Origin of the sequence: Streptococcus sp. HMSC077F03, assembly GCF_001812375.1 — a bacterium.
Taxonomy (GTDB): Bacteria; Bacillota; Bacilli; order Lactobacillales; family Streptococcaceae; genus Streptococcus; species Streptococcus oralis_S.
Genome location: NZ_KV808793.1, coordinates 328,631 through 341,373 on the forward strand (window position 1 = coordinate 328,631; position 12,743 = coordinate 341,373).

Sequence of the window (12,743 nt, forward strand, 5' to 3'; positions counted from 1 at the left end):
TCTATAGCTGTCAAGACCTAACTCCTATATATAGAAGAAAAGTTTATATGAGTGAACAAATTTCTCCTTAAAATTCAAACTCAGCCAACACATCTTGACCACTGCTAATCAGCTTTGCTCCCTCTTGAATCAGGTGGTGACAGCCATCTGAATGGCCATCTAAAATGTTTCCTGGAATGGCAAAAACATCGCGTCCTTCTTCCATAGCTCGCTCACAAGTAATAAGACTACCAGAACGCATCCTTGCCTCTGCAACGATCACACCACGGCAAAGGCCAGCAATGATGCGATTACGAGCTGGAAAGTGAAATTTCAAGGGTTCTTCATCTGGTCCGTATTCGCTAAGTACCAAATGGTGATTGCCAATGTGTTCTTGCAAACGTTTATTGGCACGGGGGTAGAAAACATCCAAGCCTGTTCCAATGACGGCAATCGTTCTTCCTCCATTCTGGAGTGCAGCCATATGGGCAACCGTATCAATCCCTTTGGCCAAACCACTGACCACAATTAACTCGTTTTCCAAACCTTGAATGACTTTCTGAACCGACTTTGCTCCCTGACTTGAACATGAACGACTCCCTACAAGAGCAACCTTTGGAAATTTCAATAAGTCTAGATTCCCTTTATAAAACAAGATCGCTGGAGCATCATAAATCTCACTCAGATCCCAAGGATAACAGTCGTCTAGAATCGAGAAGGATGGGAATTTTTGAAACTCCTTCTCCAACTGTGCATCATCTATCTGGAAATAGCGTTCCATAAAGACAGCAGGATTACGGCATCCCGATATTTCTGCAATGTCACCTAGCAAGAGCTCCTGATCTACAGTCTCATCGTATTCAAGAACAGTTAAAATCTGTTGATTTGTCAGCCCAGCTTTTCTCAATTTGTAAATCTCATAGTTTGTGATCTTCATATACAACTCCATTTCTTTTTCTACTCATCTATCTATTCGTAAAAAAATAAAAAGAAGACCAAGAATCTTCTTTTTTTCATTTATTCAGCTTTAGCTTTAGTATTTGACCAGCTACTTTCAACCATCGGTAAGATTGTTTTTAAAGTTTCCCCATCCCCTTCAAGTGAAACATAGCGGATTTTACCATCATTTGATCGGAAAACCCAAGTAACGAGGTATTTCCCTGACTTAGCAATTGCATTGACAACATAGGCTTCATAACCTCCAATGGTCGATTTGGAGCCCCAAACCTTACTGAAATCAGAGCTTTGTTCTTTGGAAGTTAAAATACTAGATGAGACAGCCACAACATCCAGTTTAGCATATTCTTCTTCGCTGATATTAAACTGCTCAGCCTTGAAGGTATTCAGCGTAACAATGTTGATATCTGTTCCATCACTATACTGTATATCATTTCCACCTTCTACTTCATGGAATCGAACCCATGATTTGGGTACCTTGACAAAACCATATTCATTCGAACCAATGATTTGCGTCTCTTCCTTTTTCGCTTCAGAAACGTCAGAGCTAGAGCTACTCGTTTCCTGACTGCTAGAAGAACTAACAACTGCAGACGAACTTTCTTCGGTTGCTGTTTGTGATTTATTGGAGCATGAAGCTAGAAAAACACTAGCAGTAACTACAGTACCTAAAATTAATAATTTTTTCATCCTACCACCTTTCCATCTGCATTATAAGAAAAATATGGACTTCTGTCAAATTCTAACCTAATCTATTCTGTTAGTTTCCGATTTTATAGCTCACATTTAAAGCAAAAACTCTTGAAAAATCTTCAAGAGTTTTATTTTCTATTTCTATTCTTCATCCATGCTCAAGACGCTAAGGAAGGCTTCTTGTGGGACTTCTACTGATCCGATAGCCTTCATGCGTTTCTTACCAGCTTTTTGTTTTTCAAGGAGTTTGCGTTTACGAGAAACGTCACCACCGTAACATTTGGCAAGTACGTTCTTACGAAGGGCCTTGATATCAGTACGAGCCACGATTTTGTGCCCAATAGCTGCTTGAATTGGCACCTCAAATTGTTGACGAGGGATGATTTTCTTGAGCTTATCCACGATGAGTTTCCCACGTTCGTAGGCAAAATCCTTGTGAACGATAAAGCTGAGGGCATCCACCTTGTCCCCATTGAGAAGGATATCCATTTTGACCAGTTTAGATGGGCGATACTCTGACAATTCGTAGTCAAAACTTGCATAACCACGTGTCGAAGACTTAAGCTTATCAAAGAAGTCAAAGACAATTTCAGCAAGTGGAATTTGATAGATGACATTAACACGATTGTCATCAATATAGTCCATGGTTACAAAGTCCCCACGCTTGCGCTGAGCTAGTTCCATAACTGCTCCGACAAACTCCTGCGGTACCATGATTTGCGCCTTGACATACGGTTCTTCAATAGTCGCAATCTTGGTTGGATCTGGAAATTCAGAGGGGTTAGACACATCCATAGATTCACCGTCAGTTTGGTTAACCTTGTAAATAACAGACGGAGCTGTCATGATGAGGTCAATATTGAACTCACGTTCTAAACGCTCTTGGATAACATCCATATGGAGAAGTCCAAGGAATCCACAACGGAAACCGAATCCAAGCGCCTGAGATGTTTCTGGTTCAAACTGCAGGCTGGCATCGTTGAGCTGCAATTTTTCAAGGGCTTCACGAAGGTCATTGTACTTGTTTGATTCGATTGGATAAAGACCCGCAAAGACCATAGGATTCATCTGCTTGTATCCATCTAGCGGTTCTGCTGCTGGATTGCTTGCTAGAGTAACTGTATCACCCACACGGGTATCTTGAACCGTTTTGATAGAAGCCGCAATATAACCAACGTCACCAGTCGCAAGAAAATCACGACCAACTGCTTTCGGCGTGAAAATACCGACCTCCGTCACATCAAAGGTCTTGCCATTGCTCATGAGCTGAATCTTATCGCCAGGTTTAACCACTCCGTCCATAACACGCACTTGGAGGATAACCCCACGATAGGCATCATAAACTGAGTCGAAAATCAAGGCTTTTAATGGAGCTGCAACATCACCCGTTGGTGCTGGCACTTTTTCAACGATCTGCTCAAGAATTTCTTCAATACCAATACCAGCTTTGGCTGAAGCTAAGACTGCTTCGCTGGCATCCAGTCCGATGACATCCTCAATCTCTGTACGAACACGCTCTGGATCAGCTGCTGGAAGGTCAATCTTGTTAATGACTGGCAGAATTTCCAAATCATTGTCCAAGGCTAGATAAACGTTAGCAAGAGTTTGAGCTTCAATCCCTTGAGCCGCATCAACCACCAAAATCGCTCCTTCACAGGCAGCTAGCGAACGCGACACTTCATAGGTAAAGTCCACGTGTCCTGGTGTATCAATCAAGTGGAAAATATAGGTTTCGCCATCTTTTGCAGTGTAATTGAGCTCAATGGCATTGAGTTTAATGGTAATCCCACGTTCACGCTCAAGATCCATACTATCTAGAAGTTGGGCTTGCATTTCACGACTAGAAACGGTCTCCGTCTTTTCCAAAATGCGGTCTGCTAGGGTTGATTTCCCATGGTCAATATGGGCGATAATAGAGAAGTTCCGAATCTTCTCCTGTCGTTTCTTCAATTCTTCTAAGTTCATGATGCTCTTCCTTTCAGGGTATCTATTAATTATAAATTGTTTTTAACATTTTGACAAGACCATACCCTGCTAGGAGTACTAATCTTCGGCAATAAAACCATCATTTTCGATAAAGTGGTGTTCGGTCATTCCTTGGTCTGTAAAGACGATTCCATGAAGGACACCACCATAAACAGCTCCTCCATCCATGCCAATCTTGCCATCTTCTGTCATCCAAAGCTCAGCAGTACCTCGGTCTTGCTTTAGCAAACCATAAACTGGTGTATGCCCAAAGACAATGATTTTCCCAGTATGATTTTCGGCTTCGTGGAATGGCTTTCTGAGCCAGACTTTCTTGTAATCAGTCGTTTCATGCCAATCATCCAAGGTCAAATCAATACCTGCGTGAACAAAGATATATTTGTCTGTCTCTACCACAAATGGCATTTGACGAATAAATTCGACCAAGTCTGCCGCTTCAGTCGCAACACGCTTGGCATCTTCTACGCCATCAACTGGTGCATCCAAGGGACGACCTAAAATTGAGTTAATGGTTGTATCACCACCATTGCGACGATAATGGTCATAGCTTTCTTCTGGGTCATCAAGCCAAGTCAGAAACATATACTCATGGTTACCTGATAAACAAATAGCTCCTTGATTGTCGACCAAGTCTTTGACCATCTCTAGAACACGGCGACTGTCTTCACCTCGGTCAATCAAATCCCCTAGAAAGAGCAACTGAGTTTGACCATCCCAGGTCTTGAGCAGATCTTCTAGCATACCTGCCTTTCCGTGAACATCTCCAATTACATAATAGTCTGTCATTTATTTCATCCTCGTTTGCAATAATTCTCTGGCTTGGGTAAGGGCAGCTTCGGTTACATTTTCCCCAGCCAACATCTTAGCTACTTCCTCTACTCGCTCTTCTAAAGTCAAAAGGCGAACCGTCGACACCGTTGAGTGCTCATCGCTAATCTTCTCAATAAAGAATTGATAATCCGCGATGGCAATCACTTGTGGAAGGTGAGAAATAGCAAGAACCTGACCATGCTGACCAATCTTATGAATCTTTTGAGCAATGGCTTGGGCCACACGACCTGAAACTCCCGTATCCACCTCATCAAAGACAATACTAGTCTTACCTTCTTTGCGAGAAAAGGCGGATTTAATAGCTAGCATGAGGCGGGATAATTCCCCACCAGATGCAACTTTGACCAAAGGCTTAAAGTCCTCACCTGGGTTGGTGGAAATGTAAAATTCGACTGCTTCATTTCCTTCACGGCTGAACTTACTCTTACTAAAGCGAACCTGAAATTGAGCCTTCTCCATATAGAGATCTTGCAGTTCTTGTTTAATCTCTGCCTCAAGCTGCTGGGCCAAATCATGGCGAGCAGATGCAAGCTGACCTGCCAAATCAACAAGATTAACTTCCAATTTCTTGAGTTCTGCTTCCATATCTTCGGAAGAAAGATTATTTCCAGTCAAGAGATTGTACTCTTCCGTAATCTTGGCAAAATAAAGCAAAACATCGTCCACAGTTCCACCGTACTTGCGTGTAATAGTATTTATAAGGTCTAAGCGATTTTCAACCTGCATGAGACGATTGCCATCAAAATCCAAGTCCTCAATAATATCTTCCAAACGCTTTGTAATATCTTCTAAAACATAGTAGGTCTCAGACAGAGAACTTGAAATTTCACGGTATTCAGGGTCGTATTCTTCAACACTTTCCATGTCATTCATGGCTGAACGGACATTAGCAAGACTGGGGAATTCCTCATTGTCCAGCATACTGTAGGCATTGGTTAGCGTATCCGCAATATTTTTATGATTGAGGAGTTTATCTCGTTCTTGGTTGAGAGCTAAGTCTTCACCAGCCTGTAAGTTCGCTGCCTCAATCTCTGCCATTTGAAATTCCAACATCTCAATACGAGCCTTATGTTCCTGCTGGTTTTTCTTGACTTCCAAAACCTGCTTGCGCATTTTGCGATAGGCATCAAAGCTCGTCTGATAGGTCTCCTTCAAGTCCAAGAAAGCAGCATCACCAAACTCATCCAACATCTGGATGTGCAGTTGAGGACGCATTAACTCCTCTTGGTCATGCTGACCATGGATATCCACAAGGTGTTGCCCAATGGCACGCAAGACAGAAAGATTGACCATCTGACCATTCACGCGACTAACACTACGACCATTTTGCAAAATTTCCCGGCGGATGATAATCTCATCACCCAATTCTAAACCTTGCTCTTCAAAAAGTTCCTGTAAAAGGCGACTATTTTCAACCGAAAAAAGCCCCTCAATCTCTGCCTTTGGCGCACCATGACGAATAACGTCTGTCGTTGCACGAGCCCCCAACATGAGATTCATAGCGTCGATAATGATAGACTTTCCAGCACCCGTTTCCCCGGTTAAAACAGTCATACCCTTTTCAAAATTGAGGGAAATCGCCTCAATAATGGCAAAGTTTTTTATCGAAATTTCAAGTAACATACTGACCTACCATTTTTTGACTTGTTCAACAATTTCTTCAGCTGCCTCTGCTGTTCTAGCTACAATTAAGATAGAATCATCATCAGCTAGACAGCTAAAAATCTGTTCAGAAAATGCTTCAACCAACTGACTCTTCACAAAAATAGTATTTCCAGGAATGACAGCAAGGTTGATCATATTTCCCATTAACTCAGAACTCACAATATTGTCCTCAGCCAACTGCAAACTTTTGACGATTGATTTTGGCAACTCATAGATATAGGTGTTATTCTTCAAAGGAATTTTAACAATACCAAGCTCTTTGATGTCCCTTGAGACAGTGGCTTGCGTAGCAGAAATACCTGCTTCCTTCAAATGCTCAACGATTTCTTCCTGAGTACCGATTTGATAATCCGTCACAAATCGTCTAATTTTTTCAAGTCTTTCTTTTTTATTCATTTTTAAATTCTCTATGTGCTCTCTCTACAACTTTTTCTATTTCAGGAGCAACTTGGTTACTTGCTCCCTCTTCCTTTTTCAAATATGCCAGAAATTCGATGTTTCCATGTCCACCTTGGATTGGAGAAAAGTCCAAACCAAACACTGAAAAACCTTGTTCAACTGCCATAGCAGTGACAGCTTCAAGGACAGTTTGATGAACCTTGGCATCGCGAATGATTCCATTCTTTCCAATCTGCTCACGACCTGCTTCAAACTGGGGCTTAACCAGAGCTACCACCTGACCTTTATCAGCCAAGACACGGTGCAAGGCAGGCAAAATCAGACTGAGGGAAATGAAACTCACATCAATACTGGCAAAGCTCGGTTCCTGCTCAAAGTCAGTCTTTTCAGCATAGCGGAAATTAAACTGCTCCATGCTGACAACCCGCGGGTCTTGACGCAATTTCCAAGCCAACTGATTGGTACCGACATCGACTGCAAAGACTAACTCAGCACCATTTTGCAACATGACGTCAGTAAATCCTCCAGTGGAAGCCCCAATATCAATCGTGGTTGCGCCATTCACTGATAAATCAAAGACCTGCAAGGCCTTCTCTAGTTTTAGACCACCTCGACTGACATACTTGAGTTTTTCACCCTTGAGTTTTAGCTCAGTATCATCTGGGATTTTCTCTCCTGGTTTGTCAAAGCGTTCTCCATTAAGGACTGCCACGACTAGCCCAGCCATAACACCCCGCTTGGCTTGTTCTCGTGTCTCAAACAAACCCTGTTTATAAGCTAGTACATCCACTCTTTCCTTAGCCATTGATTCTCAAACTTTCTACTACTTTCACAATCGGCTCTGTTTCAAAGGGAACCTGCTCAACAATTTCTTCTAATTTCGCATTGGCTTGATCCAGAGTTTCGTTACAAAAGGCAATAGCCTCTTCCAAGCCCAACAAGGCTGGATAGGTTGATTTTTCAGCCTGCAAATCCTTTTGTGGAGTCTTGCCGATTTCCTCAAAACTAGCGGTCACATCCAGCACATCATCTCGAACTTGAAAGGCCAGCCCAATCAATTCACCAACCATTTTCAATTTTGCTTGGATTTCTGGAGCTAATTCTGCTATGATAGCGGCGGCTTCGAAAGGATAGGCTAGTAATTTTCCAGTTTTATTGGCATGAATGGTCTGGAGTTCTTCCAAGGACAAATGCTGGTGTTCGCCTTCCATATCTAAAACCTGCCCTGCCACCATACCTAGACTCCCTGAAGCAAGGGATAAGTTGGCAATCAAATCCACCTTGATCTGACTTGGCAAATCTGCCTGCGCTATCAAGGCATAGGGATCTAGGAACAAGGCATCACCTGCCAATATTGCCATCGCTTCGCCAAATTTCTTGTGATTGGTCAAGCGTCCCCGACGATAATCGTCGTCATCCATAGCTGGAAGGTCATCGTGAATCAAGCTCCCTGTATGAATCATTTCCAAGGCAGCGGCCACTTGAGCGTGTGCTGGTTTAATAGCGACCTTCAAGGCTTCCAGAACTTCTAATAAGAGAAAAGGTCGAATACGCTTGCCACCAGCATGAACGGAATAGAGAACAGACTCTCGCAAACTAGAGGCAAACTGCTGGTCTCCATAAAAATCTTCCAAGGCAGACTCGACAAGAGCTAATTTTTCTTGCTTCTTCATTCAAAATCACTTTCTGTTCCGTCTTCTTGCATGACCTTGACCAAGGTTTTTTCAGCCTTGTCCAGCGTCGCTTGGAGCTCTTTTGACAAGACCATGCCCTTTTGAAAGGCAGCAATCGCATCTTCCAGAGCGATTTCACCATTTTCCAAACTTTGTACAATGGTCTCTAGTTCTGCTAGATTTTCCTCAAATTTCTTTTGTTTTGACATCTTTAACCTCTAATTCTACTTGACCATCTCGCATCAAAAGCGTCACTTGGTCTTTTTTATTTAACATCTCAACAGAATCGACTACGGACTCTTCTTTTTTGACAATTGCATAACCACGCGCCACGATTCGACTGGTATCCAACATCAGTAAGGCTTCTGAAAGTCGCTTGACTTCAGCGACCTTGGCATCATAAACCAGCGCCATTTGGCTACGTAGGAGCTTGTCCAACTGACCTAAACGGTCTTGATAACGCTGGATTTTGGTTATAGGTGATAATTGGACTAGTTGATGCGTCCTTGCTTGGACTAACTGTTTATTATCAGAAATCCGTGTTCGCAAACTTTGTTTTAATCGCAGTTGTAGTTGATCTAACCGTTGCAAATATCCATCGTACAAGCGCTCTGGCTGTCTAAAGATGACTGACTGACTGCATTTTTTCAGAGCTTCCTTTTTTCTTGACAGTACATTCTGAACTGCTGTCGCCATCCGCTTTTCTTGATTTTGCAAATGAGTCAGAAGATCCAACTTGGTTACAGGTGTTGCCAGTTCAGCTGCAGCTGTTGGTGTCGCCGCCCGACGATCCGCTACAAAATCCGCCAAGGTCACATCTGTCTCATGCCCAACACTAGAAATAACTGGCAAACGAGATTCAAAAATGGCTCGTACCACAATTTCTTCGTTAAAGGCCCAGAGATCCTCGATGGAACCCCCACCACGACCAATAATCAGCAAATCCAAATCGTCCCGTTGATTAGCACGCGCAATATTTCGAGCAATTTCTTCTGCCGCTCCATCACCTTGAACCTTGGTCGGATAGAGAAGAATATCGACACCTGGAAATCGCCTGCTGACGGTCGTGATAATATCTCGAATAACAGCTCCACTGCGACTGGTTACCACACCAATTCGCTTAGAAAATTGGGGAAGAGGTTGCTTGAAACGTTCTTGAAACAGGCCTTCTTCTGTCAGTTTCTTCTTGAGTTGTTCAAACTGAATCGCAAGCGCACCAACTCCATCAGGCTCAGCCTTTTCAATGATGATAGAGTAGCTCCCACTGGGTTCATAAACCTGCACACGCCCAATTACATTGATCTTCATTCCCTCTTCGAGGTCGAAACCTAATTTCTGATAGATCCCTGACCATATGGTCGCTTGAATAACTGCATGGTCATCTTTTAAGGAGAAATATTGGTGAGTAGGTCGTTTACGAAAGTTGGAAACTTGACCAGTTAAATAGACCCGTTCCAAGTAAGGGTCTTTATCGAATTTCATTTTCAGATACTTGGTCAAAGTTGTTACCGATAAATACTTTTCCATCTCCACCTACTATTCATTTTCTTGCTTTTCCATGGGTATTATTATACCAAAAAGATGATTAAAAATCTCCTTTTGCATACTGAAACCAAAGGAAAAATAGAAAAAGGAGGCATTGCCTCCTCATCTGATTATTTGCTGTTTCGTGCTTCTTCCAAAATCTTTGCAATTTTGGTGGTCAAAAGGTCGATAGCAACAGTATTGCTGACCCCTTCAGGAATGACGATATCGGCATAACGCTTGGTCGGCTCAATGAACTGGTGGTACATAGGTTTGACCACACCTAGATATTGGTCAATCACGCTATCCAGACTACGGCCACGCTCTTCCATATCACGCTTGATCCGACGAATAATACGCACATCATCATCTGTATCCACAAAAATCTTGATATCCATCAAATCGCGCAGACGCTTGTCCTCCAAGACCAAAATCCCCTCAACGATAAAGACATCCTGAGGCTCCTGACGATAGGTCTTGCTACTCCGTGTATGTTCTGTATAGTCATAAGTCGGGATGTCCACTGGGCGCCCTGCCAACAATTCCTTAATCTGCTCGATCATCAGGTCTGTATCAAAGGCAAATGGATGGTCGTAATTGGTTTTGACACGCTCTTCAAAGGTCAAGTGAGACTGATCCTTGTAGTATGAATCATGCTCAATCATGGAAATCTTTTCATCAGGAAAGTGCGATAAAATGGCTCTTGAAACACTTGTTTTTCCTCCACCAGAACCACCTGTCACTCCGATAATGATTGGTCTATTTTGCATGCTATCCTCCGTTTTTTTATCCGTCGTCTATTCTATCACATTTTTTGCAAAATTTATAGTCTGATTTGGATAGTCTAGGGGAAACAAATCCATCCCCACACTCCAGTTAGACTAGCCAAAAACCTTTCTTGGCTTGTAGAGATTGCCCCTTTTTTCTAGAATGGCTAGCAATGTATCTCCCTCAAAGGCAGCTAATTCTTGGTCCGTTTGGTCTAGCTTGATAAAACGACCAAAGCGCACTTCTGTAGCCTCTTCAGGACTTAGGAAAACTTTGACAAGATCCCCCGTTCCAATTTCAAGAGGATGGAGAAAGTCCAGTTGACCAGCCTCCACTTTTTCAGCAATTTCGTCCAAGGTAAGAGCATCCTCCAGTTGTAACCCTGCAGCACTAGTCCGTGTCAGATGGGACATATGGGCCACATAACCAAGCTTCTCTCCCAAGTCAACTGACAAGGTACGGATATAAGTCCCCTTACTGCATTTCACACGAAATGTAAAACGTGCGAGGTGATCGTCATAAGAAATCGAACTAGTCCGCTCAAATTGATAAATAGTCACCTGACGTTCTGGACGCTCCACTTCCTGACCAGCACGCGCATACTCATAGAGCTTGCGACCATTAACCTTGACAGCCGAATACATAGGCGGAATCTGGGTAATAGGTCCGGTCAGACTCGCAATCGCTTCATCGACAATGGTTTCATCCAAGGGAGACAAAACGGGTGTCTCTGCGACCACTTCTCCGCTGGCATCCTCAGTCGTCGTTGAATAACCAAGAGTGATTTCCCCCTCATAGACCTTACCCTCATCCTGCATAAACTCGACCATGCGTGTCGCCTTACCCACCGCAATAGGCAAAACACCCACCACATCTGGATCCAAGGTCCCACCATGACCAATCTTCTTGGTTCCCAAAATCTTGCGCAGCTTAAAAACCGCATCGTGCGAGGTCATCCCCGCTTCTTTTTTTAAGTTGATAATACCGTTCATGTGTTGTTTCTAATTTCCCTTTCACTTCTATTCCTCATTGTTTAAATCAATTTTTTTAATATCATATAAATCCTCAGAGTAAAATGGTTTACCCGACTCAATTGGTAAAATATATTCAAAATTATCATCCTTTTCAAGTTGCTTATATTTTCCATTAACAACCAAAAAGTAGTCAGCATTTATGTTGTAATATCCATCTGGAAAGCTTGAAAAATCAATATCTCCTAGTTCCAATAGGTTGATTTTGCTAAGTGTTAAATGCAAGCAAAGTGCTCCCTCCTTCATAAAGTCTTTAACAGAAAGAGTCGCATATCCTCTAAAAGCTTGTTTTTCTTTACTGACATGAATTTTGATTTTGAAGAGCCTTTTCTTTTATTAAAGGAGTTATCCTATATGAATTTGATATTTTAAAACCAGGGCTAGCTAATGGCTGTTCTTTATCATCAATAACTACTAAATCATATCCTTTCTTTTGTATTGCACTTTCTACAGCTGATTTAAAATCATTCAGAACTGTCTGAGCTTCTTGGCTTGATGCAGAAAGCCTCAAGAATTCTTTAAAACCATAATTCTCATTAATGAAACTGACCTGTGTTAATTTTTGACGAATGTACTTAGCACCTACTTGGATAGTCATTCCATTATCCGATACTTCAAAAATACTAATATCTGAAACATTACTATCTATTTCTACTCTTTTAAGAGCAACATCATAATTCATTCCCCTAGAAGAATAAAACTCTTTTAATTGTTGAACTTTAGCATTATTTCTAAAGTGGGTTTGAATTGTATTTCCTATAAGTGGAGAAAAAATCCCAATCAAAAATAGAATAAGTAACTTACGACTTAATTTTGGATTATAGTCTTCCTTTTGATAAATCCAATCTAAATACGGAAATAAAAATAATGAAAAAATGAAACTCCAAAGGTCAATATCTTTTATAAAGTCAAAGGAAACAATCATTTTAAATCTTAGCAAAAACATCAGAAAAATTGCTAAAAAAATATTTCCAATCAATAGGAAAGCAATGGAGCGTTTCGATTCATTTTTTGCTTTTCGCACATAAGATATCCCCACCAAAAGATTAGCCAAAAAACTAATTCCATAACCGAATATAGTTGGAATAAATCCAAAAATAGCAAAGAATAAATTATATCTTGAGTCAGTATCGCCTACGCCTTCAATATTTAAAAGACCATATAGGAGATTAAGAAAAAATACAACTAATGGTAAATAAGCAATATAAATTTCCAAGAATTTCAAAGATTTTTTCAT

At 41.6% G+C, this 12,743-nt stretch carries 14 protein-coding genes; all 14 read right to left on the reverse strand.

Annotated features, from left to right (window positions below):
- Nucleotides 1-67: 67 nt before the first annotated feature.
- The 14 genes from dprA to HMPREF2853_RS06870 all read right to left on the reverse strand — a co-directional run bounded on the left by dprA (nucleotide 68) and on the right by HMPREF2853_RS06870 (nucleotide 12,743).
- The gene (gene dprA / locus HMPREF2853_RS06810) at nucleotides 68-916 is read right to left on the reverse strand and encodes a DNA-processing protein DprA (protein ID WP_070535407.1); all 849 of its coding nucleotides are present in this window, start codon (nucleotides 914-916) and stop codon (nucleotides 68-70) included.
- Between the two features lie 80 nt (nucleotides 917-996).
- Entirely contained in the window at nucleotides 997-1,626 is a 630-nt protein-coding gene (locus tag HMPREF2853_RS06815) for a hypothetical protein (protein WP_000734760.1), read from the reverse strand.
- 144 nt (nucleotides 1,627-1,770) lie between these two features.
- Nucleotides 1,771-3,594 (reverse strand): translation elongation factor 4, encoded by a 1,824-nt coding sequence (gene lepA, locus HMPREF2853_RS06820; RefSeq protein ID WP_001047193.1) that lies wholly within the window; start codon nucleotides 3,592-3,594, stop codon nucleotides 1,771-1,773.
- Nucleotides 3,595-3,672: 78 nt separating this feature from the next.
- Nucleotides 3,673-4,401, reverse strand: a complete 729-nt coding sequence (locus HMPREF2853_RS06825) for a metallophosphoesterase family protein (protein ID WP_000133347.1) — start codon at nucleotides 4,399-4,401, stop codon at nucleotides 3,673-3,675.
- Nucleotides 4,402-6,069 carry a DNA repair protein RecN gene (gene recN, locus HMPREF2853_RS06830; RefSeq protein ID WP_070535409.1) on the reverse strand — a complete coding sequence of 556 codons (1,668 nt, stop codon included), beginning with the start codon at nucleotides 6,067-6,069 and terminating at the stop codon, nucleotides 4,402-4,404.
- 6 nt (nucleotides 6,070-6,075) lie between these two features.
- Nucleotides 6,076-6,507 (reverse strand): arginine repressor, encoded by a 432-nt coding sequence (locus HMPREF2853_RS06835; RefSeq protein WP_001034390.1) that lies wholly within the window; start codon nucleotides 6,505-6,507, stop codon nucleotides 6,076-6,078.
- Nucleotides 6,500-7,315 (reverse strand): TlyA family RNA methyltransferase, encoded by an 816-nt coding sequence (locus HMPREF2853_RS06840; RefSeq protein ID WP_049550000.1) that lies wholly within the window; start codon nucleotides 7,313-7,315, stop codon nucleotides 6,500-6,502. Before HMPREF2853_RS06840 ends, HMPREF2853_RS06835 begins: the two co-directional genes overlap by 8 nt.
- A complete protein-coding gene (locus HMPREF2853_RS06845; RefSeq protein WP_049549999.1) occupies nucleotides 7,308-8,183 on the reverse strand; it encodes a polyprenyl synthetase family protein in 876 nt (291 codons plus the stop codon). Before HMPREF2853_RS06845 ends, HMPREF2853_RS06840 begins: the two co-directional genes overlap by 8 nt.
- Nucleotides 8,180-8,392, reverse strand: coding sequence for an exodeoxyribonuclease VII small subunit (locus HMPREF2853_RS06850; protein WP_000043226.1), 213 nt, complete (start codon nucleotides 8,390-8,392; stop codon nucleotides 8,180-8,182). The genes HMPREF2853_RS06845 and HMPREF2853_RS06850 overlap by 4 nt, the downstream gene beginning before the upstream one ends.
- Entirely contained in the window at nucleotides 8,370-9,710 is a 1,341-nt protein-coding gene (xseA, locus tag HMPREF2853_RS06855) for an exodeoxyribonuclease VII large subunit (protein ID WP_070535411.1), read from the reverse strand. Before xseA ends, HMPREF2853_RS06850 begins: the two co-directional genes overlap by 23 nt.
- Nucleotides 9,711-9,838: 128 nt before the next feature.
- Nucleotides 9,839-10,477 (reverse strand): uridine kinase, encoded by a 639-nt coding sequence (gene udk, locus HMPREF2853_RS06860; RefSeq protein ID WP_001181376.1) that lies wholly within the window; start codon nucleotides 10,475-10,477, stop codon nucleotides 9,839-9,841.
- A gap of 111 nt (nucleotides 10,478-10,588) precedes the next feature.
- Nucleotides 10,589-11,467 carry a tRNA pseudouridine(55) synthase TruB gene (truB, locus tag HMPREF2853_RS06865; protein WP_049500036.1) on the reverse strand — a complete coding sequence of 293 codons (879 nt, stop codon included), beginning with the start codon at nucleotides 11,465-11,467 and terminating at the stop codon, nucleotides 10,589-10,591.
- 27 nt (nucleotides 11,468-11,494) lie between these two features.
- Nucleotides 11,495-11,752: a hypothetical protein gene (locus HMPREF2853_RS10095; RefSeq protein ID WP_261674239.1), complete on the reverse strand. Its 258-nt coding sequence runs from the start codon at nucleotides 11,750-11,752 to the stop codon at nucleotides 11,495-11,497.
- A gap of 49 nt (nucleotides 11,753-11,801) precedes the next feature.
- Complete coding sequence (locus HMPREF2853_RS06870; protein ID WP_261674240.1) at nucleotides 11,802-12,743, reverse strand: glutamyl-tRNA amidotransferase; 942 nt, start codon at nucleotides 12,741-12,743, stop codon at nucleotides 11,802-11,804.